We start from the raw sequence: 25,438 nt of genomic DNA, 5'->3' as shown, positions 1-25,438 counted from the left end.
CGCTAGGCAGCGTCGACCCATCCCGCAAGTTCCCGCGCCAGAATCGACCGTAACATTTCGATGCCGGGCGCACTTGCGTTGAGACAAGGCAGATAGGCGAAATCGGTTCCGCCCGCCGCGATAAAGCTTTCGCGCCCGCGGATCGCGAGTTCTTCGAGCGTCTCGAGGCAATCGGCGGAGAAGCCGGGGGCCAGGATCGCGACGCGCTTGACCCCCTGCCCCGGCAATGCCTCCAGCGTCGTGTCGGTCGCCGGCTCGAGCCATTTGGCGCGTCCGAAGCGCGACTGGAAGGTCACGACCAGTTTGCGCCCCAGCGCCTCGCCCAGCAGCCGCCCGGTCTTCTGGCAATGGCAATGATAGGGGTCGCCCAGCACCAGCGTCCGCTCGGGCATGCCGTGGAAGCTGGTGATCACGGCGTCGGGTTCGAAATCGAGTGCCGCGATCCCGGCCTCGACCGAGTCCTTCAGCGCAGCGATGTACAGAGCGTCGTCGTGATAGGGCGGCAGCGTGCGCAAGGCGGGCTGCCAGCGCATCTTCGCGAGCGCGGCAAAGGCGGCGTCGTTGGCCGTCGCCGTCGTCGCTGCGCAATATTGCGGGTAGAGCGGCGCGACCAGGATGCGCTCGCACCCCGCAGCCTTCATCGCCGCCAGCCGATCGGCGATCGACGGATTGCCATAGCGCATCGCCCAATCGACCAGCACGCCCGGCCCGAACGCCCCCTCCAGCGCGCGCGACTGTGCCTTGGTGATCGCGGCCAGCGGCGATCCGTCCTCGCTCCACACCTGTTGATAGGCGTGCGCCGACTTGGCCGGGCGGGTGCGCAGGATGATCCCGCGCAGGATCGGTTGCCACAGCAAAGGCGGGATTTCGACGACGCGGCGATCCGACAGGAATTCGCCCAGATAGCGCTTCACCGACGCAGTATCGGGCGCGTCGGGGGTGCCGAGATTGGTGAGCAGCACGCCGATCCGGGGGCGGGGCACCGGGGGATGATCGGGGGGGAGAGTCATTCGAGGTCCGATAGCAGAGGAATCCGGCGAAAGCGCGTGCCTGTCGCGGACTGGAGCGCATTGGCGATGGCGGCGGCCACTGGCGGCACCGCAAGTTCGCTGGCGCCGCCGGGATCGGCGGTGCTGCGGATGATCTCCACCGACACGTCGGGCGCATCGGCGAGCGTGGGCAGCATCAGCTCCGAAATCTCGCGAATGTCGGCGACATTCTCCGAAAAGCCCGTCGAACAGCCGATCGCCCCGGCCAGCCCGAAGATCAGCCCGCCTTCGATCTGCTGGGTGACGAGATCGGGGTTGATGACGCGCCCGCAATCGACCGCGGCGACCAGCCGGTCGACCTTCACCCGCCGGTCGCTGGTAAGCTGCGCCTCGGCCATCACCGCGATATAGGATCCGCGAAACGCGTGGCAGGCGATCCCCTGCCCGCTGCCGGGCTGGCCGCCCTGCCACCCGCCGAGCTGCGCCACGGTTTGCAGGCAGCGGGCGAGCCGCGGCTCGTTGCCGAGCATCGCCATCCGAAAGGTCAGCGCGTCCTGCCCCGCGACATGCGCGAGTTCGTCGAGGAAGCTTTCGGTGAAGAAGCACGTCGCGGCATGCGCGCCCGATCGCCAGTATCCGGTCGGCACCCCGATCGCCGCAGGGTGATGATCGACGGCATAATTGGGGATGCCATAGACCGGGGTCGCACCCGCGACCGCCGACGGATCGCCCGCTCCGCCCAGCGCGCGCGCCGCCGCCGACAGCGCATCGCCCGCCAGCAACCGCGCGCCCATCTCGCGCCCGGTATCGGGTGCGGCGATCTTGGCCAGCCATCCGGTGACATGGCCCTGCTCGTTCAACCGCGCCGTCATCCGGGCGACGGCGGGCGGGCGAAAGCGATCGCGGCGGAAATCCTCGCCGCGCGGCCAGGTGAGCTGGACCGGGCGCCCGACTGCCTGCGCCAGCAGCGCCGCCTGCACCGCGACGTCATGCTCGAGCTTCGCGCCGAACGATCCGCCCGCCATCGTCGGGTGGATCGTCACGCGCCCCTCGCCAATGCCAACCGCGCGCGCCGCCGCCGCACGCGCCAGCCCCGGCGCCTGGGTCGGCAGCCACAGCGTCAGCCGCCCGTCGGCAAACGCAGCGGTACAGGTCATCGGCTCGATCGTCGCGTGCAGCCCCAGATCGGTGCCATATTCGGCGGAAACCACCCGCGCGCCCCGGAAATCCGCGGCGAGATCGCCCGCTTCCGAAACGCGCACCCCGTCGCCGTTCAGCGCCGCCTGCAAGGCCTCCGCGATCGTGTCGCTGTTCACCACCGGATCGGGGGTGCGGAAGCGCGGGCGCATAGCATCCAGCGCGCGATCCGCCGCCCACCAGTTGTTCCCGACCGCCGCCACCCAGGCGCGCCGCGTCACCACCGCGAGCATCCCCGGCACCTTGTCCGCGGCGGCGCGATCCAGCTTGACCAGCTCGGTATCGCCGGTCGGCCCCTGGCGGATCGATGCGAACACCATGTCGGGCAGCCGGATATCGGCGGCATAGTTGACGCTGCCATCGGTCTTCGCCGGCACGTCGATCCGGGGCAGTGGCTGGCCGGTGAGCCGGTCGGCCTCGCCGGTGCGCAGCGCCACGTCGCGCGGCGCGGTCTCGTCCGCGGCGTCGGCGGCGAGTTCGCCGAACCCCAGCTTGCGGTTGCCCTCGACCACCAGTCCCTTTGCGGTGCTGCACGCCTGCCAGTCGACGCCCCATCGCCGCGCCGCAGCCTTGCACAACAGCGCGCGCGCGGTCGCCCCGGCGCGGCGCAGATCGCCCTCGAACGCGCGGATCGAGGTGGAGGCGCCGGTGAGCATCAGCCCGACGCGCACCGCATGGCCACGGCGCAGCGCGTCGGGGACCCCGGCAAAGGCCGTCCCGAACAGCGCGTCGGCCCCCAGGACATTGGCGTAGAGCGGATTGAGCGGCGCAGGCTCGACGCCCACCTGCTGCCAGTCGGCGCCCAGTTCGTCGGCGATAATCTGGGCAAAGGCGGTATACACCCCCTGCCCCTCCTCGCATTGCGGCACCGCGACCGACACATGACCGTCGGTGCCGATCTTGAGCCACGCGCCGAACAGGCTCTCGCCCGGCGCCGCGGTGAGGTTGGGGAGATAGGTGCGCGGCCACAACCCCCAGGCGACCAGCAGCCCGGCGCCGACGCCGCCACCGATCAGCAGCGTGCGCCGATCGGGTTTCCTGAGCCTGCCGAGATCCAACGCCATCGGCACGCTCTATCGCGCTCCACCGCGCCGCGCCAGCGGCGGCGCGACAGCGCGCTTGGGTTTGTCACGCGCCTGCTCTATCACGCGACCGCGACCAACCGCCGGGGATCGATCGACCGTGCTTACCACAATCCTAGCCGTCGCCGGCGACCATATCCAGTTCAAGGATCTGGGGCTCGACCCGGTCGCGCTCGATCTCGGCTTCTTCCAGATCAAATGGTATTCGCTCGCCTATATCGCCGGCATCCTGATCGGCTGGTGGTATATGCTCAAGCTGCTTGCGCAGCCGGGCGCACCGATGGCGCGGCGCCATGCCGACGACCTGGTCTTCTATGCGACGCTGGGCATCATCCTGGGCGGGCGGCTGGGCTATGTGCTCTTCTACGCGCCCAAGATGATCATCGAGACGCCGCTCCAGATCATCCGGCTGTGGGACGGCGGCATGTCGTTCCATGGCGGCGGCATCGGTCTTGCGCTCTCGATCTTCCTACTGGCGCGGGCGCACAAGCTCGATTGGCTGCGCATCTTCGATTATGTGATGTGCGTCGTGCCGTTCGGGCTGTTTTTCGGGCGAGTGGCCAATTTCGTGAACGGTGAATTGTGGGGCCGGCCGACCGACGTCGCCTGGGGCATCGTGTTCCGCAACACCGTGGCCTTCGGCCCCGAGCCCGCGCGCCATCCCAGCCAGCTCTATGAAGCGGGGCTGGAGGGTGTCCTGTTGTTCGCGGTGATGGCGTTCTTCTTCTGGCGGACCGATGCGCGCTACCAGCCGGGCAAGCTCGCGGGCATTTTGCTGCTCGGCTATGGCCTGTGCCGCTTCTTCGTCGAATTCTTCCGCGAACCCGATGCGCAGCTCGTCTGGCTGGTGGACATGACCGGGCTGCACATGGGGCAATGGCTGTGCATCCCGATGATCGTCGCCGGAGCCTACCTCATCGCCACCGCCAAGGGCCGCCGCCACCGCGTCGAGCCGATCGTCGGCGAGAGCGTGGCGTAACGTCTCCCCTCCCGCTTGCGGGAGGGGTCGGGGGAGGGCAAGGGCCGCACCGATGACCGACACGCCTTCCCCGCCGCACGCCGCAACCGGCGTCGCTCTCCCCGAACGGCTCGCCCGCGCGATCACGCTGGCGGGGCCGATCCCGCTGTCGCAGTTCATGGCCGCCGCCAACGCGCACTATTACGGCACCCGCGATCCGCTGGGCGCGCGCGGCGATTTCACCACTGCGCCCGAGGTGAGCCAGATGTTCGGCGAGCTGATCGGGCTGTGGATCGCCGACCTCTGGGACCGCGCCGGGCGCCCGCACGCGCGCTATGTCGAATTCGGCCCCGGTCGCGGCACGCTCGCCGCCGACGCATTGCGCGCAATGGCAAAGGTGGGGCTCGTCCCCCCGGTCGATTTCGTCGAGACCAGCCCCGTGCTCCGCACCGCACAGGCCGAGCGCGTGCCGCACGCCGAATGGCATCTCGACCTGGTCGGGCTGCCCGAGGACGCGCCGCTGATCGTCGTCGCCAACGAGTTTTTCGACGCCCTCCCGATCCGCCAGCTCGTCGCGACCAATGACGGCTGGCGCGAGCGGCTGGTCGCGTGCCAGGACACATTGTTCCTGCCGATCGCGGGCGACCGCAGCTTCGATGCGATCATCCCCCCGCCCCTGCGCGACGCGCCGTTCGGGTCGGTGCTGGAGACCTCCCCCGCCAGCGTCGCGATCCTGCGCAATCTCGCGGCGCGGCTGTTGGCACAGGGCGGCGCGGCGCTGGTAATCGACTATGGCTATCAGGGCCCGGCATTCGGCGACACGCTCCAGGCGGTGCGCGGCCATGCCTATGCCAATCCGTTCGAGGAACCGGGTGAGGCCGACCTGACCGCGCATGTCGATTTCGCGACGCTCGCCGAGGCGGCACGGGCCGAGGGGCTGGTGGTGCATGGTCCGGTGACGCAAGGGACGTTCCTGCGCGCACTGGGCATCGACGCGCGGACGCAAGCGCTCGCCGCCGCCGCGCCCGACCGCGCCGAGGGACTGGCGGGCGACCGCGACCGGCTGACCGGCGACGAAGCGATGGGCGATCTGTTCAAGGTGATCGCCTTCACCGCGCCGGGCTGGCCGGTGCCGGCGGGCTTCGCATGATCCTGCGCCCCGCCACCCCCGCCGACGGCCCCGCGCTGGCAGCGATGGCGCGCGCGTCGTTCACCGAGACGTTCGGGACGCTGTACAAGCCCGCCGATCTCGCCACCTTCCTCGACAATGCGTTCGGGCCGCACGGGCTCCCCGCCCAGCTCTGCAACCCCGCCTTCACCGTGCGCATCGCCGAGGTCGACGGCGCGATCATCGGTTTCGCCAAGCTGGGGCCGGTAGATTTCCCCGGCGACTGGGACGCGGGCACGATCGAGCTGCACCAGCTCTATGTCCTCGCCCCGTGGCAGGGCGCGGGCGTCGCGCCGCAATTGATGGACTGGGCGCTCGCCACCGCGCGGACGCAGGGCTATGCGCGGATGGTGCTCAGTGTGTTCGTCGACAATATCCGCGCCCAGCGCTTCTACACCCGCTACGGCTTTGCCGAGATCGGGCGTTACGAATTTCGCGTCGGCGACCATGTCGACGACGACCGGCTCTGGGCGTGCGATCTATGAGCGCCGTCGAGGTAAACCGCGCGCGGGCGCTGGAGGGCGTGGCACATGGCTTTCTCGGGCGGCGCGGGGGCGTGTCGACGGGACTTGTCGCCGGGCTCAACGTCGGCACCGGATCGCAGGACGATCCCGCCGCGATAGCCGAGAACCGCCGCCGCGCCGCCGACGCGATCCTGCCCGGCGCGCGGCTGGTGACGCTGTACCAGGTCCATTCGCCCGACGCAGTCACCGTGCTCGAACCGTTCGAGGAGCGGCTGCGCCCCCGCGCCGACGCGCTCGTCACCGATCGCCCAGGGCTGCTGCTCGGCATCCTCACCGCCGATTGCGCGCCGGTGCTGTTCGCCGACCGCGAGGCCGGCGTGGTCGGCGCGGCGCATGCCGGGTGGAAGGGTGCGATCGGCGGGGTCACCGATTCGACGATCGCCGCGATGGAAGCGCTCGGCGCGCGCCGCGAGCGCATCGCGGCCGCGATCGGCCCGTGCATCGCGCGCGCCAGCTATGAAGTCGATGACGGCTTCTTCCGCCGCTTCGCCGAGCACGATCCCGCCAACGAGCGCTTTTTCGCCGATGGTGGCCGCGCGGGGCACCACCAGTTCGACCTCGAAGCCTATGTCGCGCATCGGCTGGCAGCGGCGGGGCTGCGCACGGTCGAGATGCTCGGGCTCGACACCTATGCCGACGAGAGCCGCTTCTACAGCTTCCGCCGGGCCACGCATCGCGGCGAACCCGATTACGGGCGGCAGGTCTCGATCATCGGACTGGGCGCATAGCCGCCGACAAGTTGATCCATTTCGGAGGCGCTCTTCTCCGATACGGAGCCTGACGCCGCTACGGTCGTCGCCATGGAGTCGCCCCCTACCCCCGTCGAGCATTGCTGCACCCATTGCGGCGGGACCGCAGTGACGCGCGACGCGTGGGTGGAGTGGGACGTGGCGCAGCAAGCCTGGGTGATCAGCGCGCTGTTCGACTTCGCCTTCTGCCACCACTGCCACCGCCAGACGCAATTAGTGGAGCGCGCGGTGTCGACGCTGGGGTAGCGAGGCCCTTCAGCGAAGGGAAAGCGAGGCCGGGGCAGGAACCCGTAAAAGGCCGCTTTAAACTTGGAGGCTGGACAGCGAGCGTTGGTGGGAAGCGGTCCGCCTGCTTCCCGAAAAGTGACGGGAGTGAGCGGACGCATTACAATCGGCGTTTACGCGCTGCGGACGATCCTAAGCGTGATGTAGCCTGCCGCCGCGAGCACCAGACAAATCACGATCAACGTGCCGGGGGTCAGGTACATATTCGACACGATGAACCGCAAGGTCCACCTTGTCGGGGGCGGTGGACTAGCTGGATCGATCATAACCGCATGAGTGCGGATTGGGATCAACGAGAAGATCAGCCCCGCCGTGACAATCCCGAGGAATGTGAGTTTCCACCACATACGACCGTCATCATCCGCTTTCGGGAAAGTTGCAAGATGCGGAAAGAGACTGCAATTGATGCCGTGGACGGCTCTCCATCACCGCGGAGTCGATCTAATCTGCTCCGGTCGAATGGAGGAGAAGTGCCATGGCGAACGTACATGTGATCGGATTGGACATCGCGAAGTCGGTCTTCCAGCTGCATGGGCTGGATGAAGCCGGCACAACCATTCTGCAGAAGCGGCTGACGCGGGCGCGGTTGCTGCCGTTCTTCGAAAAGCTGCCGCCCTGTCTGGTCGGGATCGAGGCCTGCGCGACGTCACATTATTGGGCTCGCGAGATCGCCAAATTTGGCCATGAGGTGCGGCTGATGCCTGCCCAATATGTGAAGCCCTATGTGAAGCGCCAGAAGAACGACATGGCCGATGCCGAGGCGATCGCAGAGGCAGTGACTCGCCCCACCATGCGTTTCGTTGCGCCGAAAGCGCCCGAGGAGCAAAGCGCGATGATGCTGCACAAGGTGCGCCTGATGCTCAACCGTCAGCTGGTGATGCTCACCAATGCCATTCGTGCGCACATGGCGGAGTTCGGGATCGTCGCACCGGTTGGGCGCCGTGGCGTCGACCGGCTGCTCGAGGTCATCGACGATGCGGCCGATGCGCGTCTCCCTGCAGCAGCGCGTCAGTGTCTGCAGATGCTCGTTGCCCAATGGAAGCTGGTGAAGCAGCAGATCCTCGAGAATGATCGCCAGGTCCTCGGCCTGGCCCGTTCGACGGAGCTTGGTCGTCGTCTCATGGAAGTACCCGGCATCGGGCCGCTGGTGGCGTCAGCACTGATAGCATGCGTGCCCGACCCGTCGGTCTTCCGGTGCGGCCGCAACATGGCAGCGTGGATGGGCTTGGTGCCACGGCAAAACTCATCCGGCGGCAAGGAGCGGCTGGGGTCCATCACCAAGGCCGGCAATCGCTATCTGCGGCAGATGCTGTTCGCAGGCGCCATGGCCGTGATCCGACGCGCAATGCAGAGCACGCGCCGGACCTGGCTCGTCCGCCTGATCGAGCGCCGCAAGCCAAAGGTTGCTGCTATCGCACTGGCGAACAAGAACGCCCGGATTGCATGGGCCATGATGATGCACGGAGAACGCTATCGCGAGCCGATGGCCGTCGCCGCATGAGACTGCGCGGCTGAAGGCTGCGCTGCGAGGTTGGAAAGGGCAAAGGAGCTATTGCACGAAAGCCGGTCGACACCGCCGGATCAGACCACCCTACTACGCCCCCGCACCCCGAGTGCGAGCAATTGATCAGGGATCCGGTCCGCGGAAGGCATTATGGCCAGCGGCAACGACAGCCGCATCAAAGGCCGGACACATGGCCGCACCGACCACCAAGTGCATCCGCTCGCAAACCCTTGCCAACGGAGAGCCGTCCACACATGGGGCGGAAGTTGCCGTTACGTGATCCTCACCCGCCAGGGGGAGGTGGCGCCGAAGGCGTCGGAGCGACTATCTGGTTTGTCAAAGGGCATGGGCCATTTGCTCGCGTGCATCGCGGGCTTTTGCGTTGAGCCTGACGAGTAATTTTCGTGCGAGAGCGATGCGGACGACCATCTTCGCCTTGCCCTGTGCGAGCAGCCGGTCGCGGAAGCTGGCGAGATCGTCGTCGTATTTTCTGGCGACGTCGGCGACGAGGTAGAGGATCGATCGGACGGAAGGCCTTCCGCCCCGAACGCGGCGCCGGCCATTGCGCTGTCCGCTGTCGTTGGCGAGGGGAGCAAGGCCCGCGAGCTTGGCGATTGCCTTGTTCGAGAGGGTGCCGAGTTCCGGCAGGTCGGCGAGCAGGACGGCAACGGTTCTGTCGGCAAGGCCCTTGATCGAACGAATGGTCTTGTCGAGTTCGGCCCAGAGCGGATCGGCGGTGATCAGCGCCGCGATCTCGGCCGCAAGCGCCTTGGTCTGGCGGTTGAAAAAGGCAATCGCCTCCTTCAGGCTCGCCAATGCGGTGGGCTCACTGGTGCTGTGCAGCCGCTGCTTCTGGACCGAGAGATCGGCGGTAACCTGGCGCAATCTGGCCGTAAGTGCCGTCAGCCGGCGCTGATCCTCAGACGGCGGAGGCGTGGCGACCAGCTGTCTGGCATCGGCATAACCGGCGATCATCTCGGCATCGATGCGATCTGTCTTCTCCAGATTACCCATGGCGTCGGCGAAGCTGCGAACGGCCCTGGGGTTGGCGATGGCGCAGGGCTGACCCTGCTTCCACAGCGCCAGGAAGGCCGCTTGCTCAACACCTCCCGACGCCTCCATCACGACCAGTTCGACACTGTGTTCGCGGCAGAAGGCGAGCAGTTGCGCGACGCCTTCTGCCGTGTTGGCGAAACGCTGATATCGTCCGGCGGACCAGCTATCGAGCCAGGCTTTGGAAACATCCACTCCACAAAGGTTGCGCATCACGGTAACCTGACTTGTCTGTGCGATTGAGAATCAACCGACTGTTCGGTCGTGCGTGACAACGGCGATGATCCCTGGCTCCGACGCGGGTGAGCACCTGAGGGGGAACGGGCGACATCGCCGCCACGCCGGTGTGGGTGGCCACCCACACCGGCGCTCAGTCGCTTCCAGCAGAAACGAGCCGTGCTCGTCCAGATACAAGGGGGAGGACGCTGGCACGGAGCGATGCGCTTCCGCCCCCACCGTCAGGCTGCGCCTACAACAGCGACAGGTCGATCATGCCCCCGGCATGATCTTGGATTGCCGGGGGCAATCCAACCTGCCGCTCCCTGGCGGGTGAGGATCGGAAAGACCGCTTGCGGACCGTCTTCCGGAAGGCGCTACCGGTCCACAACCCAACAACCGCCCTCAAGCCTTCTCCAGCGTACATTGCAGCGGGTGCTGGTTCTGCCGCGCGAACTCGATCACCTGCCCCACCTTGGTCTCGGCAACCTCATAGCTGAACACCCCGCACACCCCTACGCCACGCTGGTGCACCGCGAGCATCACGCGAGTCGCCTCCTCCATGTTCATCCGGAAGAAGCGCTGGAGGACGAGCACGACGAATTCCATCGGCGTGTAATCGTCGTTGAGCATCAGCACGCGATACGGCGTCGGCTTCTTCGTGCGCGTGCGGGTGCGCGTCGCCAGGCCGACCGAGGGGTCGCGCCCGTCGTCGTCGCCTTCGCGCTTGTCGGCCATGCGGGTCATCGGATTGGGGGTGTCGGCCATCACGTCCTGAAAATATGGCGTCCGCGGCCTGGAGGCAAGGGCGGCGACGCGTCCAAAACGTGTAGAGCGGCCCGGCATGCAAAAAGGGGCGGCCACGCGAGCGGCCGCCCCTTCGATGTTCGCGCCTGAATACTCAGGCGGCGATCTTTGCCTTTTCGGCGGCGATCGCGATGCGGTTCGACAGCGGCTGCGCGGCGTCGCCGGCAAGCTTCATCATCGCTTCGGTGTTCTTCGACGCTTCGGCGACATAGGAGTCGAACGCGCCGCGAACGAAGTCGCTCTGGAGCTTGAAGAATTCGGTCGGCGACTTGACGGTCGCGAGCGTCTTCATGACGGCGGTGGCGTGCTCGAACTGCTTGCGGCTATACTCGGCAGCTTCCTGGCCGAATGCTTCGAGGCCCTTGGCAGTGATGCGGCCCGATTCGACGACGGCTTCGAGATTGCCCTTGGCGAACTCATTGGCTTCTTCGACCAGCTTGGTCGACTTTTCGACGGCAGCCTTGGTGCGGTCGTTGAAATCGGCGAAGAAAGCCTGCGCCTTGGCGGTGGTGTTTTCGATGGTTTCCATGATCCGGGTCTCCTTCAGGACGGGCTCGGCAACCGCTTCGACGGCGGCGGCGGGCATGGGTGCGATTTCCGCGGCGGCGCTGACGACGGGCTCGGCCACGGCTTTGACGGTTTTCACTGCTTCCTGCGACGCTGCCTCCAGGGCCGGGACCGGCTCGACGACCGGGGCCGGGGCGATTGCCTCGACCTTCGGCTTCGGCGCGGGCTTCTCAACCTCGGCGGCAACAGCTTTCGCCTTGGGCGCGGCCGGCTTCGTGGCGCGCGCCGCAGGCTTCGGAGCGGCGGGCTTGGGCGCGCCGGTCTTCGGTCCGTTGGTGGCCATGTACTCGGTCCCCTGACTAGTTGCTGCAATGCAGCATCTAAGAGGCCATTGCGTCGGACGCAAGTGCTTTTTGTGCAGTGCACAAAAAATTACAGTGTGGGGGAAATTCCCTTGGATTACCTTGTAGTTACATAGGTTCCAGGCGCATCCGCAATCGGTTTCAGCCGCCCCTTACCGGGGACGCGTGCATCTTTTGCATCCACCTTTTCCGCGTCGATCGAGTCGATCCACGCAGCCCAGTCGGGCCACCAGCTTCCCTTGGTCTCGGTCGCGCCGGCGATGAACTCCGCCAGCGTTCCCACCTTTTCGCCGTTGGTCCAATACTGGTATTTCCCGGAGGCAGGCGGATTGACGACGCCCGCAATATGCCCTGATCCCGCGAGCACGAATTTGAGCGGCCCCTGGAAATAGTGCGTGATCTTCCACACGCTGTTCGGCGGCGCGATATGGTCCTCGCGCCCCGCCTGGATATACACCGGCGTCGCGACCTTGGTCAGGTCGATCGGCGTGCCCCCGATCGCCAGCGCGCCGGGCACGATCAGCTTGTTGTCGCGGTACAGGTCGGTCAGGTAGCTGAGATGCCATGCCGAGGGCAAGTTGGTGACGTCCGAATTCCAGTGGAGCAAGTCGAACGGCGCATAATCCTGCCCCATCAGGTAATTCTGGGTGACATAGTTCCAGATCAGGTCGCGCCCGCGCAGCAGGTTGAACGTCGCCGCCATATAGCGCCCGTCGAGGAACCCCTCCGCCCCCAGGCTGCGGATCATCGCAAGCTGGTCGTCGTCGATGAAGACGCGCAGGTCCCCGGCTTCGGAGAAATCGACCTGCGCGGTGAAGAAGGTCGCGCTCTTCACCCGATCGGCCTGCCCCCCCGCCGCGAGCACCGCCAGCGTCGCCGCCAGCGTCGTCCCCGCGACGCAATAGCCGATGGCGTGGACGCTCTCCACATCCAGCAACTCGCGTACGGTATCGATCGCGTCGATCTGGCCGCGCTCGACATAATCGTCCCACACCACGTCCTTCATCGACGCGTCGGCCGATTTCCACGACACCACGAACACCGTCATCCCCTGCGCCACCGCCCAGCGGATGAAGCTTTTCTCGGGGGTCAGGTCGAGGATGTAGAAGCGATTGATCCAGGGCGGGAAAATCACCAGCGGCGTCTTGTACACGCTCTCGGTCGCCGGGGCGTACTGGATCAGCTCATACAGCGGCGTACGCTTGACGACCTTCCCCGGCGTCATCGCCAGATTGCGGCCCAGCTCGAACGCGCCCTCGGCGGTCTGCGTCATCTGGCCCTTTTGCATATCGGCCAGCATGTGCTGGAGCCCCTTGATCAGGCTCTCGCCCTTGGTCTCGATGATGCGTTCGAGCACCACCGGGTTGGTCGCGGGGAAATTGGTCGGGCTGATCGCGTCGATCACGCCCTGGGTCGCAAAGCGGATCTGCTCCTTCTGCCGCGGATCGACGCCTTCGAGCGCGTCGACGCCCTTCAGCATATGGTCCGCGATCACGAAATAGCTCTGGCGGATAAAGTCGAACAGCGGCTGTTCGCGCCATTGCGGCGCCTTGAAGCGCTTATCGCGCGCCTGTTCGGGGGTTTCCTCGAACGGTGCGGCATGCGCGGGGTCGACGAAGCGCTGCCACAGCTGCATCGTGTCGGCCCAGAAGCCCGCAGTCGCGCGCATCGCGGCGGTCGGATCGAGCATCGCGCCGAACGGCGGCGCGGCGGGAACGTGCTCGACGACGTCCATCCCGTGCTCGAGCATCAGCTGCTGCGCACGGCCCAATACCCAGGTCCAGTGCTGGAGATCCTCCAGGCTGGGCAGTGCCGGGGTTTCCATTGTCGGCGTCGCGGTTTCGGCCATGTGTCCCTCTCCAGGCACCGCTTTAGCGCGCCCTGTGCAACTCGTCATTCCCGCAGCCGCACTTATCGCGTAGAAACCCGCGCACGGCACGCCTGGTGCCGCATTCAAACCCCCGAAAGCCGAGGAAATGTCCGAAGACTTCTACCGCATCAAGCGCTTGCCCCCCTATATCATCGCCGAAGTCAATGCGATGCGGGCAGCGGCGCGCGCGGCGGGTGAGGACATTATCGACCTCGGCATGGGCAATCCCGACCTGCCGCCGCCCGACCATGTGATCGAGAAACTGTGCGAAGTCGCGCGCAAGCCCGATGCCCATGGCTATTCGCAGTCCAAGGGGATTCCCGGGCTGCGCCGCGCCCAGGCCAATTATTATGGCCGTCGCTTCGGCGTCGATGTCGATCCCGAGACCGAAGTCGTCGTGACGATGGGATCGAAGGAGGGGCTGGCCAGCCTCGCCACCGCGATCACTGCGCCCGGCGACGTCGTGCTCGCGCCCAACCCCAGCTATCCGATCCACACCTTCGGCTTCATCATCGCGGGCGCGACGATCCGCGCAGTGCCGACCACGCCCGACGAGCATTATTTCGAGAGCCTCGAGCGCGCGATGAACTTCACCGTGCCGCGCCCCAGCGTGCTGGTGGTCAACTACCCGTCGAACCCGACGGCGGAGACGGTGGACCTCGCCTTTTACGAGCGGCTGGTGGCGTGGGCGCGTGAGAACAAGGTGTGGATCCTCTCCGACCTCGCTTATTCGGAGCTGTATTTCGACGGCAAGCCGACCGTCTCGATCCTCCAGGTCAAGGGCGCGAAGGACGTCGCGATCGAATTCACGTCGCTGTCCAAGACCTATTCGATGGCCGGATGGCGGATGGGCTTCGCAGTCGGCAATGCCAAGCTGATCGCGGCGATGACGCGGGTGAAGTCGTACCTCGATTACGGCGCCTTCACCCCGATCCAGGCCGCCGCCTGCGCCGCGCTCAACGGCCCGCAGGACATTGTCGAGCGCAACCGCCAGCTCTACCACAAGCGCCGCGACGTGCTGGTCGAAAGCTTCGCCCGCGCTGGGTGGGACATCCCCGCCCCGCCCGCCAGCATGTTCGCCTGGGCGCCGCTGCCGCCTGCGCTCGCGCATCTCGGCAGCCTCGAATTCTCGAAGCAATTGCTGACCGAGGCCAAGGTCGCGGTCGCCCCCGGCGTCGGCTATGGCGAAAATGGCGAGGGGTTCGTGCGCATCGCGATGGTCGAGAACGAACAGCGCCTCCGCCAGGCCGCGCGCAACGTCCGCAAATACCTCCAGTCGATGGGCGTCAACACGCCGAGCGCAAAGGCAGGCTGAGCTTGCGCGAAGGGTTCCGGTTCTCCACCCGATTCCGCGTCCGCTATTCCGAGATCGACGGGCAGAAGATCGTCTTCAACTCGCGCTATCTCGAATATGCGGACGCCGGGATCACCGAATTCTGGCGCTGGGCCGACCTTGGCGATCTCGGCCCGATATGGACGCAGGCCGAATTCAACGTCGTCCGCGCCACCGTCGAGTTCAAGGCGGCGCTACGCTTCGACGACATGGTCGAGGCGTGGGTGCGGGTGGACCGCGTCGGCAATTCGAGCATGACGATGCGCGTGGACCTGTGCCACGCCGACACCGGCGCGCTGCACGCGCAGGTCGAGCTGGTGAGCGTCCATGTCGATCTGGACGCGCGGCGGGCGGTACCGATCCCGGAGGAAGTGCGGGCGCGGCTGCTGGCGCTGGAGACGAAGCTCTAGACGGATCCTTGATCGCCCGCCCGCTATTGGCGACCCCGGCGGCATGCCAGGCATCGAGCCGCTCAGGCGTGTCCAGGGTAAAGTCGATGGTGCCGCCGTTTCCGGGCAGCGCCAGGTGATCGTCCGGGCTGCAGGACTGGTCGCGCAGGACATCGCGCCGGCCTCTCTTCTCCCAATGCAGCCCGCCGACATCGCCGACTTCTCGTGACGGTCCCTGCAGAGGCGGACGTTACGGACACACAAGCAGGAGTCCGGCGTCTTCCGGTAGCGGTCCGGTCAGCATGAAATCTCGGAAGAACGTGGACTTGTCGGCCGCCTGCCGCACGTAAACGGAGTAATCGTGCAGGTCCGTCTCGTTCCCCCACAGCGTTTTGGGGCGCGTGAAGTCATACCCTATCACTGTGGCATCCGTGCCGCTCGAAGCGACTGCGCTTTGAAGGGCGCACACCTGCTCTCGCTTGGCTCCAAGGCAAGACGCGCCGAACCGTTGGCATCCGATGAAGAGCTTGTTCACCGCGCTGTCGTCACGCTGCACGACAGTCATCACTGTCAGCCCTCGCGTGAGAATGCCGCCGCGGTGCGCCTGCGTGCCGCTGAATGTGATGCCGGGTGTCGCCGGTGCGAACATGCCGAGCTTGACGTTCGCAAGCTGTGGAATCCGTGTCGGACCGGCATCACTCGTCCGATGCTTGGCGAACCGTGCATACCAGCGATTGGTAGTCGGATCCTGGAGTTGCGGAAGCGCAGCGATAGGGTCCCCGAAAATCGCCCCGGCAACGAACGCGCCCGAGCTATGGGTGAGAACGCGCCAGTGCAGTTGAGGGGCAACCGGTGGCCGCGCCTCCGTGACTGAATTGAACAGCTGCCGCAGCGCGAAGCCGGCCAGCGGCCCGGTTGACTGCGCCTTGCCCCAGCACCCGATCCCCTTGTCGTTGCCCCGACAGCCGTCCCAGTAGACCTCGACAAAAAACACATCTCGCCCGTCAGGCTGGAACCGGCGAAACTGCTTTTCCGCGGTCGCGTAGTTTGCCTGGCTCTCCCGGTACCAATTGTTAAAGCCGTGTATTAGAACGCCGATTGTCGGCTCGCGACTTTGCGAGAAGCGTGCTGCAATGGCTTCACCTCGCCGCTTCCAGATACTTGCTTGCACCCCCTCCCATCGCTCGAAGCAAGCCTCGGTCGAAGTGCCGCTGCAGGCGGGCGCGACAGCCGCACACAATTCAGCCATCTCAGTATCGAAGCCAACGTCTCGGCAAAGCTGAGGGTCGGCGCCCCGGGCGGCTTCGAAGAGGCTGCCATTCGCCCGCTCGGGCAGAACGTACACCGCCGGCAGGCCAGACTTCGGATACAGATCCCCTCTGGCATCTAGGAAGACTCGCGCCTCGCCTGGCGCATCGGGAATGGTGTTCGGATGGGCGAACATCACATGCTGTCCCGAACAGGCGCTCACACCGAGCGGCAACAGCATCGTCGCCAATATGCGTAGCATCATGAGCCAACACTCCGTTCCAACATGCGAAGAAGCTATAATAGAGTTCAGTACTTTGAAAGCGCGATCGCGGACACGGGAATACAGCGGACAGTGCTTTCCATTATTGAGTAAGCACTTCAGGGGATGTTGCCGCTCTCAGGTCGTTAGGCTTTAATGAGACCAATCAGCTGCTCCTTTTGCCCGTGCTCCCGCTCGCGCTGCGATCCAGTCCCGTACCGCGAACAGAAAGTCGCTATGCGAGAGCGGATCGAGGCGATGGGCTGCGAGCAAAGCAGGTGCACCGCAGGCGCGCCGATCGCACGAACCTGCGCGTCCGACTTGGTATCCGGGAATTGCACGGATCGCTGCTCGGCATCGACCCAGGCCCGATGCAGACCCTGTGCTCCATCAACCGGAAGCCGGTCAGCGTGATCCGTTCCACGGCCGCCAGTCCCACCGGGTGTTCGCCGCGCTCGGTCGCGATGCGCATCGCCTCTCCGAACGCGACTAGCTCGGCGGGGCGCCTACTCAAGATTGCGTAGATCGAGATGGCCGCCGCATTGTGCGCGCCCATAGTTTTGCCTTATGCTCCAGGCGATTTTAGGAGGCGAATGATGTTGAAGAAATGGGCCATGATGGCGCCTCTGTTGCTGGCGTCGGCGACGCTTTCCGTTGCACCGGCGCGCGCGGCTGTCGTCGTCCCGGGCGTCACGGCAGGCTTCCTCGGGATGGGCACCGCCGAATTGGCCGCATTACTCGTGGCGACCGCCACGATATTGGAATCGGCCAAAGTCATCAACATCGTCGATGACACCCCTGACAGCCCCTGAAGGTTAGCCGGACAAGTCCTAACTCTACGAAAAATAGCGACGCCGCCTCATGTGATAAGCATCGGGCGGCGTCGTTTCCTTTTATTTCTTATGCCCTAGCCGATGACGCTTGGCGATTTGCCGCCGCGCTTCCGAATATTCCGGGGCAACCATGGGGTAATCGCTGGGCAGGTTATAGCGCTTGCGATATTCGTCGGGCGTCAACCCATGCGTGGCGATGTGCAGTTTCAGCGTACGATACGGCCTGCCGTCGACCATGGAAATAATGTGCGATGGCGACGCGAGGCTCAGCTGGATCACGCGGGCGCGCAGCAACTGCTCCTGTTGGTCATCGCTCGGCACCGCGCGCGGCTTGTTCATGATCGAACGCAAAGCGCCATGAGTCGCGACGATCAATTGCGGCAAATCCCCGGTGCTCACCCGATTGTGCGACAGAAAGGAAGACAGCAGCGTAACCGTAAGGGCCGCGAAATCCCGTTGCGGTGGATCGTTCTTCACGCACATTCCTCGTCACTGTAAAGTCTCATTTGGATGGGTTCGCGGTGTTGGTCCCGGCGCTTGCCAAAAGGGCCGCGAATATCGCGAACTCCAGCGACAGCATCGGCACTCGCAGCGGATAATCCACGATAGCGTGGAGCAGCATCGCGCCCACGCCCAGCGCGGCGACGGCATCGATCGCTGCCGGAGGCCGGCGAACGCGCAACAATCGCGATACGGCGAATCCATAGGCGACCCAGGCCAGCAAAGCGATCGCCAGACCCGGCAAGCCTGCCTCGATCGCCAGTTCGAGATAGTCGTTATGGGCATGGTTGGCGTAGTGACTGCTCACTGCGGATAGCGGTTCGACCGCCGCGTTGACCGGCACGAATGTTCCCATTCCCGTCCCCAACGGCATATGCATGCGCAGCGCCGCGATCGCCGATCCCCAATTGTCGGCGCGCGCATGTTCGTCCGTACCCGTCAGCCGCCCGGCAAGCCGGCTCCCCGCGTCGGTTTGCAGCGCCACCACCGCCACCAAGCCCAGCGCAGCAAACCCCATGAGCGCGGCGCCCGCGGTCCAGCGACCGCGCCCCGCTATCGCCGCGGCGAGCACTGCGCTGAGCACCAGCAATGCCGCGCCCGCCCGCGAACCCGTGGCAACGACGCCCCCGGCCAGAAGCAGCGCGGCAGCGATCGCCGCCACGCGCCCAAGCGGCGCGGCACGCGGCGCGGGGTACCGGGCGAACCCCGCCGCCGCGACGGCGCCCACGGCCAGGAACAGTGCCTGATGGTTGCGGTTGGCGAACAACCCGAGCGGGAGGCCGAAATGATCGTTGACGAAGAAATACGCCGAGGGATCACGCGTGGCGACCTGTACGAGGCCCAGCGCAAACGACGCCAGCGCCAGGCAGATCAACACCAGCACGAGCCGACGCCGCGACACCTCCGAAAGGCATAGCGTGAGCAGAAACATCGCGACGGGCGCGAGCGTGGCGACCGCGCACCGCATCGTTGCTTCGGGATCAACGCTGGCCGGCCACCACAGCGACGCCGCGCCGACTGCGCTTCGGTTTGCAAGCGCCAGCGCGCTGCCCGGCAGCGCCTGCCAAAGCGCGGGCGGGAGCGGGACCAGCTGCACGATCGGCAGCAAAAGGATCACGGCCAGCCCCGCCACGAGCAAGGGCGCCGGGCGTTCGCGAGCCGAAAGCGCATAGACCAGCAGCGCCACGACGCCGGCTACGCCCATGACAAATTCGCCGAGCGGATAGAATGCAGCGGTCCCGCCGAAAAAGAAGGCGGTCGCCAGCAGCGCAGTCGCGGCGACGAGCGGCGCGGTATCGCGGCGCGCGGCATCCTCCGCGCCCACGCCGGACCTGCCGCTGCGCGAGCCGGCGCGGGTCGCCACACCCGCGCTTGCGATCAGCGGACTGTCGAAATGCTGCGACGACTTACGCATCGTTCAAAATGCGTTCTTCTGCACAAACACGCCCGCGGTTCGCGCAATGATCCAGACGTCGCGCCAGATCGACCATCCCGAAAGATATTCGAGGTCCGCCTGCAGCCGCTGCGACAGATCCGATCTGCGCTCCGTGGCGCCGCGATACCCGCGAATCTGGGCAAGGCCGGTCATTCCGGGCTTGACCGAGTGGCGCTCGAAATACGCGGCTTCGATTTCCCAGAAGAGCAGGTCCTCCGCGGTCGATCCGATCGCATGGGGCCGCGGGCCGGCGATGCTCATCTCGCCGCGGATGACGTTGAACAATTGGGGCAACTCGTCGATGCTCAGCCGCCGGATGATAGCACCCACCCGCGTCACGCGGCGGTCCACGCGCTGCGTCGACTGAGCGCCGCTGCGATCCTCCTGAGCGGTATGCATGCTGCGAAACTTGAGGATCTCGAAGAGGCGGTTGCTCCGCCCGATGCGCGGCTGGCGAAACAGCACCGGGCCCGGCGAGTCCAGCTTGATTGCAACCGCCGTCACCAACAGCAGCGGACTAAGCAGGATCACGGCCGAACCGGCGATCACGAGATCGAGCGCGCGCTTCAATATCCTGTCGTGCAGGCTCAGCGCCTTGCACCGGATCTGGAGCGTAGGATGACCCGCATAGGAGCCGAGCTGGAGCGGCCTGATCTCCTTCAATTCCGGATACAGAACTTCGAGATCGATGTCGAAGCCCTTGAGCAGTTCGACCCATTGCGGTCGCAGCATGGGCCTGCATGCAAGCAGCACGCGATCGCAATTCTTGAGCGCCTGGCCGATTCGGTCGAGAAGCACCGGGTCGAGCGCGTGCGCTTTCAGGTGGCTGTAATCCGCGTGGATTGCGATCGTGTGGCGTTCGGGGGTGACCTCCACCCCATCGAGGAGCAGCACCTGGCTCGTGAAGCTGCCACCCGCGAGCCGACGCGCCGCCAATGCAAATTGCGGCCGCGCCACTCCCAGCAATGCCAGCGAAAACAGGATCTGCGTCAAAAACAGGGTCCGCGGGATCCGATCGGCGTCGCCCACCAGGAATAGCGTGGTCGGCAGCAGCACCGAAGCCACGAGGATGTTCACAAGCACGTCCCCGGCGGCGCTGCGGCGGTCGGGCACCGCATTGACCGAATAGGTCCCGCGCGCGCCTGACACGATCAGCACAAGCAGACCGAATACGAACAGGTATCGTGAGGGACCTGGGTCGCCCAGCGAGGTTCCGGCGAGGAGATTCGCGGCGATGCCAGCACCCAGCAAGCCGATCACGTCAAGAGCAATCAGGCCCGCTGCGGCCCAAAGGCGCAAATGCTCTTTCGAGCGAAGCGCCAGCGGCGCACGCCGCGCTTCCATTGCAAGCGCCGGCGAAGGCGCGTCGTCGCGCGCGTCAGGGCCATTTCCATGATTACTTGAAAAATCGCCAAAATCTACGTCGGACACCTTAAGCATTTCGCTCCCCCGGAAGCGGACACGCAAATAATGGAAATCTGTCCTAAATAAAGGCAGACCCATCTTCAAACTTACAGAACAATATAATTCCTATGCTTCCCCCTCGCGACGCGAACAACAGTCTCACAGTTGTCACGCGCTTCCCCTCGGTACACCGTCTCGGCGCCCCTGGGGGAGGTAAGGACCGTCGCATTTGACGCGTCGCAACATATTTCATTTCGGCCGCGGTGGAATAAGCAATTCTGTAGATGCCTAGCGGCCCAATTCTGTCCAGATAATGCGCCGCAGCAAAGGTTCGAATCACGTCCTGTGAATGGCCTCGACCTCACCGCGCTGTCCCGGGGCAATATCACGAAATCAAGAACCGCCCTTAGCCGAGTTGGAGTATGTCATGATCAGCCAAGCTAAATTGCTAGAACCAACTCGTTATTTCGATGACCGCGGATGGTTCATGGAAATATATAGCGAGGAGTGGTTTGGCGCGAACGGCATTCATGATCATTTCCACCAAGACCATCATTCATATTTCAAATCGGTCGGCACGATTCGTGGGATACATTTTCAAATGCCGCCATTCGCCCAGGCAAAGCTTGTTCGGTGCGTTCGGGGCAGCATCTTGAATGTGGCTGTCGACCTTCGGCGCGGTTCTCCTGCCTTCGCCAGGCCGGTCGTCGTCGAATTGAGCGACGACGATCCTGCGCAATTCTATATCCCGATTGGTTTCGGGCATGGGTTCATGACGCTCGAGCCGGATACTGAAGTACTCTACAAGATATCGAATAAGTATTCCCGTGAATTCGAAAACGGAATCCGTTGGGACGACCCTACCCTCGCGATCGAATGGCCGCTGACGGTTGATCCGATTATTTCCAGACAGGACTGGGACCTGCCCACGCTGGCCGAGTTCGAAAGTCCGTTCGTCTATGGCGAGGAAGCGCGGGGCGCGCGGGTCATGGTCGAAGGCATCCAGTGAGGATTCTCGTTACCGGTGGCGCCGGTTTCATCGGATCGGCGCTCGTGCGCCATCTGGTGTCGCAGAGTTCGCACCAGGTGCTGAACGTCGATGCCCTGACCTATGCCGGCAATCTGTCGTCGGTGGCTGGGGCTGCGGACAGTTCCCAATATGCGTTCGCGCACGCCGACGTCCGCGATACCGCGGCAATGACCCGCTTGGTCGCCGATTTCGCGCCCGACATCGTCACCCACCTCGCGGCGGAGTCGCACGTCGATCGATCGATCGATGGCCCCGGCGCCTTTGTGACGACCAACGTAGTCGGGACTTTCGGCGTCCTCGAGGCGGTGCTTTGCTATTGGCGCGGTCTGTCGGCGGAGGGAAAGACGCGGTTTCGGCTGCACCATATTTCGACCGACGAAGTTTTCGGCTCGCTGGGTTCGGAAGGGCATTTCGTCGAGAGCACGCCCTATGATCCGCGGTCGCCTTATTCGGCGTCCAAGGCCGCGTCCGACATGCTGGTCCGGGCCTGGCACCACACCTATGGCCTGCCCACGCTGATCACCAACTGCTCGAACAATTATGGACCCTACCAGCTTCCCGAGAAGCTGATCCCGCTGGTGATTCTCAAATGCCTGCGCGGCGAGCCGCTGCCGGTCTACGGCACGGGTGCGAATGTCCGCGACTGGTTGCACGTCGACGATCACGTGCGCGCGCTGGAGCGGGTCTTCGAGCGTGGCACGCCGGGCGAGAGCTACATCATCGGCGGTCGCTCCGAGCGTTCGAACCTGTCGGTCGTTCAGACGATCTGCGACACGCTGGACCGGCTGCGACCGCGACCCGATGGCCGCAGCTATCGGGACCAGATCCGGTTCGTCCCCGACAGGCCCGGCCACGATCAGCGCTATGCCGTCGATTGCAGCAAGATCGAGCGCGAACTCGGCTGGGCGCCGCACTATGATTTCGAGCAGGGCATCGAACAGACCGTTCGCTGGTATTGCGACAACGCACGCTGGTGGAGCGCCGTTTCGGCGCACGGCTATTCCGGCGAACGGCTCGGGCTGAAGGTCGCCTGAGCCATGGGGGCGGCTCCCATCCTGATCATCGGTGAAACCGGCCAGCTCGGGCGCGAGCTTGTGCGCCTGGGCGGCGACGACGTGCGCGGCTGCGGCCCGATCCTCGATCTCGCCAATGCGGATTCGGTTAGCCGCGTGCTGGCCCGGCATTCGTTCGGGGCGATCATCAACGCCGCCGCATATACCGCAGTGGATCGCGCCGAAGGCGAACCGATCGACGCATGGGCGGCCAACGCGCTCGGCCCCGCCATCCTGGCGTCCCACGCTGCGAAACGCGACGTCCCACTGCTGCACGTTTCGACCGATTACGTGTTTTCCGGCGATCAGGGCGATTGCTATCGCGAGACCGATCCGGTGCGCCCGCTGGGCGTGTACGGCGCGTCCAAGGAGGGCGGCGAGCAGGCAGTGCGGGCCGGAGCCCCGCGCCATGCGATCGTCCGTACCGCCTGGCTGGCAAGCGCGCACGGCAACAATTTCGTGACGACCATGCTGCGCCTCGCCGAAACCCGCGATACCGTCCGCGTCGTCGGCGATCAGCATGGTTCGCCGACGAGTGCGACGGATCTGGCAAACGCGTTGCTCGCCATGGCGCGCCGGATGATGGCGGAGCCGGAAACGCCATCGGGCACGTGGCACTTCGTCAATAGCGGCGAAGCGAGTTGGGATGCGTACGCGCGCCATATATTCGCCGAGAGCCGGCTGCGCGGCGGACCATTCGCCGATGTCGTCTCGATCCCCACCAGCGAATATCCGACGCCCGCCCGCCGGCCGGCCAATTCGCGCCTGGCTACCGCGCTGACGATGGAGACCTGGGGCCTGCAAACCCGCCCCTGGCAGGTCGCGATCGCGGAAATCGTCGCGACCCTCGTCACGCCGTCCCCGGTCCAATCTGCACCAAACAGGGAAACCATATCGTGAAGGGGATTATCCTTGCCGGCGGATCGGGGACGCGTTTGTTCCCCGCGACCATGGCCGTGAACAAGCAATTGCTGCCGGTTTACGACAAGCCGATGATTTACTACCCGCTGTCGGTGCTGATGCTGGCGGGCATCCGGGATATCCTGCTGATTTCGTCCCCGGAATATCTCGGCAATTACGAGAAGCTGTTCGGTGACGGTGCAGAATTCGGGCTGTCGATCCGCTATGCGATGCAGCCGGAGCCCGGCGGGCTGGCACAGGCGTTCCTGATCGGCGAGGACTTCATCGCCGGCGACCCCGTTGCGCTCATCCTCGGGGACAATATCTTCTTCGGCGCGGGCCTAGACGCGCGCCTGGCGTCCGCGCGTACGCGCACCGAAGGCGCGACGGTCTTTTCCTATCGGGTCGACGATCCGCGCGCCTATGGCGTGGTCGAACTGGATGCCAACGGGCGTGCACTCTCGATCGAGGAGAAGCCGCTCGAGCCGAAATCGAACGCCGCGGTCACCGGGCTCTATTTCTATGACTCGCGCGCCGTGGAATTTGCGAAACAGCTCCGCCCCTCGGCGCGCGGCGAGCTCGAGATCACCGATCTCAACCGCCTCTATCTCGAGCGCGGCGAGCTGTATGTCGAATCGCTCTCGCGCGGCTTCGCCTGGCTCGACACCGGTACCCATGAAAGCCTGATCGAAGCATCGGAATATGTCCGGGCGATCCAGAAGCGCCAGGGCGTGCTGATCGCCTGTCTCGAGGAGATCGCATTCGATGCGGGCTATATCGATCAGGCGCAGCTGCGTCGGCGCGGCGCATTGCTCAGCAAGACCGATTACGGCCGCTACCTGCTCAACATCGCGGCTTCGGTCGCGGCGTGATGCGGCACCGCGAACTCGACCACGAGCGGCAAATGATCGGCGCCGTGGCTCGCCACGCCCGTCGACGCCCGCACGGGATCGAGGGTCGGCGACGCGAGGACGTAATCAAGCCGCAGATAGGGAAAGAGCCAGCCGGCGCGGCGGGCTCGCGAAGGGAATGTGAAACCCGGGCCCGAACCCGCCTTCAGCCACGCATCGGAATAGCTGTCGGCGAGCGCACGATAGCCGTCGTTCCACGGCGTGGCGTTGAGATCGCCCGCGACGATTCCGGGCTGATGCGCGAGCATGTCCGCGCGCAGTGCGTCGGAAAAGCGCAACAGCTCGAGCGGTCGGCCATAGCTTTTCGGCGCATGGACGCTCCAGATGGTGAGCGGACCGGATGCGAGCCGCGCGGTCGCGCGAAGCACTTTCGCGTCGCCGGCGGCGCCCTCGACCGGGCAGCGGCACAGCACCGCCTCGTTGCGAAGCCGCGCCATCTGCCAGCGCCCGCCGCTCCGGCGATCGAGTGCGGCGAGAAGCGGCCCGGGATCGGCTTCCTGGACTGCGATGATGTCGGGCCGGAAGGACAGGAGCATCCGTGCTGCGTCCTCCATGTCGTCGTTCAGCGAGCGAAGCGAGGCCGTCACCAGACGGACCCGGGCCGTGCCGGACGCCGGCGGCGCATCGCGCCCGCGGTGCAATGCCACCCCGCCATGGCTGAGGACGACCAGCGCGAGCGCAACGGCACCCGCAGCCGCGAGCCAGGCACGCGCGATTGCCAGCGCGACGCCGGCAAGCAGCGCGCCGAGCCCAAGCCAGAAACCAAAGGCGTTCACATAGCCCAGATACGGGGGTCGGTCGCCAAACGCCGTGAAGGCGAGATACCAAGCCAATATCATGCAAAAGAGCGCCGCGCCGCTCCAACGTGC

At 65.4% G+C, this 25,438-nt stretch carries 25 protein-coding genes; 14 read left to right on the top strand and 11 right to left on the bottom strand.

What is annotated here, in order from left to right; all coding sequences use genetic code 11:
• Positions 1 to 2 precede the first annotated feature (2 nt).
• Both hemH and TS85_RS22155 read right to left on the bottom strand, forming a co-directional pair.
• Positions 3 to 1,010: a ferrochelatase gene (hemH, locus tag TS85_RS22160; protein ID WP_044335154.1), complete on the bottom strand. Its 1,008-nt coding sequence runs from the start codon at positions 1,008 to 1,010 to the stop codon at positions 3 to 5.
• Entirely contained in the window at positions 1,007 to 3,250 is a 2,244-nt protein-coding gene (locus TS85_RS22155; RefSeq protein WP_044335153.1) for a xanthine dehydrogenase family protein molybdopterin-binding subunit, read from the bottom strand. Before TS85_RS22155 ends, hemH begins: the two co-directional genes overlap by 4 nt.
• Before the next feature lie 118 nt (positions 3,251 to 3,368).
• Here TS85_RS22155 and lgt point away from each other — a divergent pair, with 118 nt between their 5' ends.
• From lgt to TS85_RS22120, 6 genes are all read left to right on the top strand, one after another.
• Entirely contained in the window at positions 3,369 to 4,247 is an 879-nt protein-coding gene (gene lgt, locus TS85_RS22150) for a prolipoprotein diacylglyceryl transferase (protein WP_044335152.1), read from the top strand.
• 52 nt (positions 4,248 to 4,299) lie between these two features.
• Entirely contained in the window at positions 4,300 to 5,376 is a 1,077-nt protein-coding gene (locus TS85_RS22145) for a class I SAM-dependent methyltransferase (RefSeq protein WP_044335149.1), read from the top strand.
• On the top strand, positions 5,373 to 5,879 hold the full coding sequence (locus TS85_RS22140; protein ID WP_044335147.1) for a GNAT family N-acetyltransferase: 507 nt from the start codon (positions 5,373 to 5,375) through the stop codon (positions 5,877 to 5,879). The genes TS85_RS22145 and TS85_RS22140 overlap by 4 nt, the downstream gene beginning before the upstream one ends.
• The gene (gene pgeF / locus TS85_RS22135) at positions 5,876 to 6,646 is read left to right on the top strand and encodes a peptidoglycan editing factor PgeF (RefSeq protein WP_044335145.1); all 771 of its coding nucleotides are present in this window, start codon (positions 5,876 to 5,878) and stop codon (positions 6,644 to 6,646) included. The genes TS85_RS22140 and pgeF overlap by 4 nt, the downstream gene beginning before the upstream one ends.
• Positions 6,647 to 6,718: 72 nt before the next feature.
• A complete protein-coding gene (locus TS85_RS25665) occupies positions 6,719 to 6,913 on the top strand; it encodes a hypothetical protein (RefSeq protein ID WP_044335143.1) in 195 nt (64 codons plus the stop codon).
• Between the two features lie 514 nt (positions 6,914 to 7,427).
• Entirely contained in the window at positions 7,428 to 8,453 is a 1,026-nt protein-coding gene (locus TS85_RS22120; RefSeq protein WP_044329648.1) for an IS110 family RNA-guided transposase, read from the top strand.
• 339 nt (positions 8,454 to 8,792) lie between these two features.
• On the opposite strand, the gene TS85_RS22115 is transcribed toward TS85_RS22120, so the two are convergent.
• From TS85_RS22115 to phaC, 4 genes are all read right to left on the bottom strand, one after another.
• On the bottom strand, positions 8,793 to 9,722 hold the full coding sequence (locus TS85_RS22115) for an IS110 family RNA-guided transposase (protein WP_044335139.1): 930 nt from the start codon (positions 9,720 to 9,722) through the stop codon (positions 8,793 to 8,795).
• A 408-nt stretch (positions 9,723 to 10,130) separates the two neighbouring features.
• Positions 10,131 to 10,493 (bottom strand): ATP-dependent Clp protease adapter ClpS, encoded by a 363-nt coding sequence (gene clpS / locus TS85_RS22110; protein WP_044335137.1) that lies wholly within the window; start codon positions 10,491 to 10,493, stop codon positions 10,131 to 10,133.
• 133 nt (positions 10,494 to 10,626) lie between these two features.
• On the bottom strand, positions 10,627 to 11,445 hold the full coding sequence (locus tag TS85_RS26290) for a phasin family protein (protein ID WP_265102103.1): 819 nt from the start codon (positions 11,443 to 11,445) through the stop codon (positions 10,627 to 10,629).
• 53 nt (positions 11,446 to 11,498) lie between these two features.
• Entirely contained in the window at positions 11,499 to 13,250 is a 1,752-nt protein-coding gene (gene phaC / locus TS85_RS22100; protein WP_044335133.1) for a class I poly(R)-hydroxyalkanoic acid synthase, read from the bottom strand.
• A 127-nt stretch (positions 13,251 to 13,377) separates the two neighbouring features.
• Here phaC and TS85_RS22095 point away from each other — a divergent pair, with 127 nt between their 5' ends.
• From TS85_RS22095 to TS85_RS25660, 3 genes are read left to right on the top strand one after another with little or no spacing between them, the layout of a single operon-like run.
• Positions 13,378 to 14,586, top strand: coding sequence for an LL-diaminopimelate aminotransferase (locus tag TS85_RS22095; protein WP_044335131.1), 1,209 nt, complete (start codon positions 13,378 to 13,380; stop codon positions 14,584 to 14,586).
• Positions 14,587 to 14,588: 2 nt separating this feature from the next.
• Positions 14,589 to 15,014, top strand: a complete 426-nt coding sequence (locus tag TS85_RS22090; RefSeq protein WP_044335129.1) for an acyl-CoA thioesterase — start codon at positions 14,589 to 14,591, stop codon at positions 15,012 to 15,014.
• A 43-nt stretch (positions 15,015 to 15,057) separates the two neighbouring features.
• Positions 15,058 to 15,222, top strand: coding sequence for a hypothetical protein (locus TS85_RS25660; RefSeq protein ID WP_155006526.1), 165 nt, complete (start codon positions 15,058 to 15,060; stop codon positions 15,220 to 15,222).
• Positions 15,223 to 15,243: 21 nt separating this feature from the next.
• Here the strand turns inward: TS85_RS25660 and TS85_RS22085 are convergent, their stop codons facing one another.
• On the bottom strand, positions 15,244 to 16,506 hold the full coding sequence (locus TS85_RS22085) for a hypothetical protein (protein ID WP_044335128.1): 1,263 nt from the start codon (positions 16,504 to 16,506) through the stop codon (positions 15,244 to 15,246).
• A 590-nt stretch (positions 16,507 to 17,096) separates the two neighbouring features.
• Between TS85_RS22085 and TS85_RS22075 the strand changes: the two genes are divergently transcribed.
• Entirely contained in the window at positions 17,097 to 17,315 is a 219-nt protein-coding gene (locus TS85_RS22075; protein WP_044335124.1) for a hypothetical protein, read from the top strand.
• Between the two features lie 81 nt (positions 17,316 to 17,396).
• On the opposite strand, the gene TS85_RS22070 is transcribed toward TS85_RS22075, so the two are convergent.
• Genes TS85_RS22070 through TS85_RS22060 form a run of 3 tightly spaced genes read right to left on the bottom strand, consistent with a single transcriptional unit; the run spans position 17,397 to position 20,703 of the window.
• Positions 17,397 to 17,813 (bottom strand): MucR family transcriptional regulator, encoded by a 417-nt coding sequence (locus TS85_RS22070; protein WP_162184756.1) that lies wholly within the window; start codon positions 17,811 to 17,813, stop codon positions 17,397 to 17,399.
• Between the two features lie 25 nt (positions 17,814 to 17,838).
• On the bottom strand, positions 17,839 to 19,251 hold the full coding sequence (locus tag TS85_RS22065) for an O-antigen ligase family protein (protein WP_044335119.1): 1,413 nt from the start codon (positions 19,249 to 19,251) through the stop codon (positions 17,839 to 17,841).
• A 3-nt stretch (positions 19,252 to 19,254) separates the two neighbouring features.
• A complete protein-coding gene (locus tag TS85_RS22060) occupies positions 19,255 to 20,703 on the bottom strand; it encodes an exopolysaccharide biosynthesis polyprenyl glycosylphosphotransferase (protein WP_162184755.1) in 1,449 nt (482 codons plus the stop codon).
• A 400-nt stretch (positions 20,704 to 21,103) separates the two neighbouring features.
• Between TS85_RS22060 and rfbC the strand changes: the two genes are divergently transcribed.
• Genes rfbC through rfbA form a run of 4 tightly spaced genes read left to right on the top strand, consistent with a single transcriptional unit; the run spans position 21,104 to position 24,530 of the window.
• Positions 21,104 to 21,685, top strand: coding sequence for a dTDP-4-dehydrorhamnose 3,5-epimerase (gene rfbC, locus TS85_RS22055; RefSeq protein WP_044335115.1), 582 nt, complete (start codon positions 21,104 to 21,106; stop codon positions 21,683 to 21,685).
• The gene (gene rfbB, locus TS85_RS22050) at positions 21,682 to 22,740 is read left to right on the top strand and encodes a dTDP-glucose 4,6-dehydratase (RefSeq protein WP_044335113.1); all 1,059 of its coding nucleotides are present in this window, start codon (positions 21,682 to 21,684) and stop codon (positions 22,738 to 22,740) included. Before rfbC ends, rfbB begins: the two co-directional genes overlap by 4 nt.
• 3 nt (positions 22,741 to 22,743) lie before the next feature.
• Positions 22,744 to 23,658 carry a dTDP-4-dehydrorhamnose reductase gene (gene rfbD, locus TS85_RS22045; protein ID WP_044335111.1) on the top strand — a complete coding sequence of 305 codons (915 nt, stop codon included), beginning with the start codon at positions 22,744 to 22,746 and terminating at the stop codon, positions 23,656 to 23,658.
• Positions 23,655 to 24,530: a glucose-1-phosphate thymidylyltransferase RfbA gene (gene rfbA / locus TS85_RS22040; protein WP_044335109.1), complete on the top strand. Its 876-nt coding sequence runs from the start codon at positions 23,655 to 23,657 to the stop codon at positions 24,528 to 24,530. Before rfbD ends, rfbA begins: the two co-directional genes overlap by 4 nt.
• Here rfbA and TS85_RS22035 read toward each other — a convergent pair.
• Positions 24,494 to 25,402 (bottom strand): endonuclease/exonuclease/phosphatase family protein, encoded by a 909-nt coding sequence (locus TS85_RS22035; RefSeq protein WP_162184754.1) that lies wholly within the window; start codon positions 25,400 to 25,402, stop codon positions 24,494 to 24,496. The genes rfbA and TS85_RS22035 overlap by 37 nt on opposite strands.
• Between the last annotated feature and the right edge of the window lie 36 nt (positions 25,403 to 25,438).

Origin of the sequence: Sphingomonas hengshuiensis (assembly GCF_000935025.1) — a bacterium.
GTDB lineage: Bacteria > Pseudomonadota > Alphaproteobacteria > Sphingomonadales > Sphingomonadaceae > Sphingomonas > Sphingomonas hengshuiensis.
This window is presented reverse-complemented; position numbering and strand designations above follow the sequence as displayed.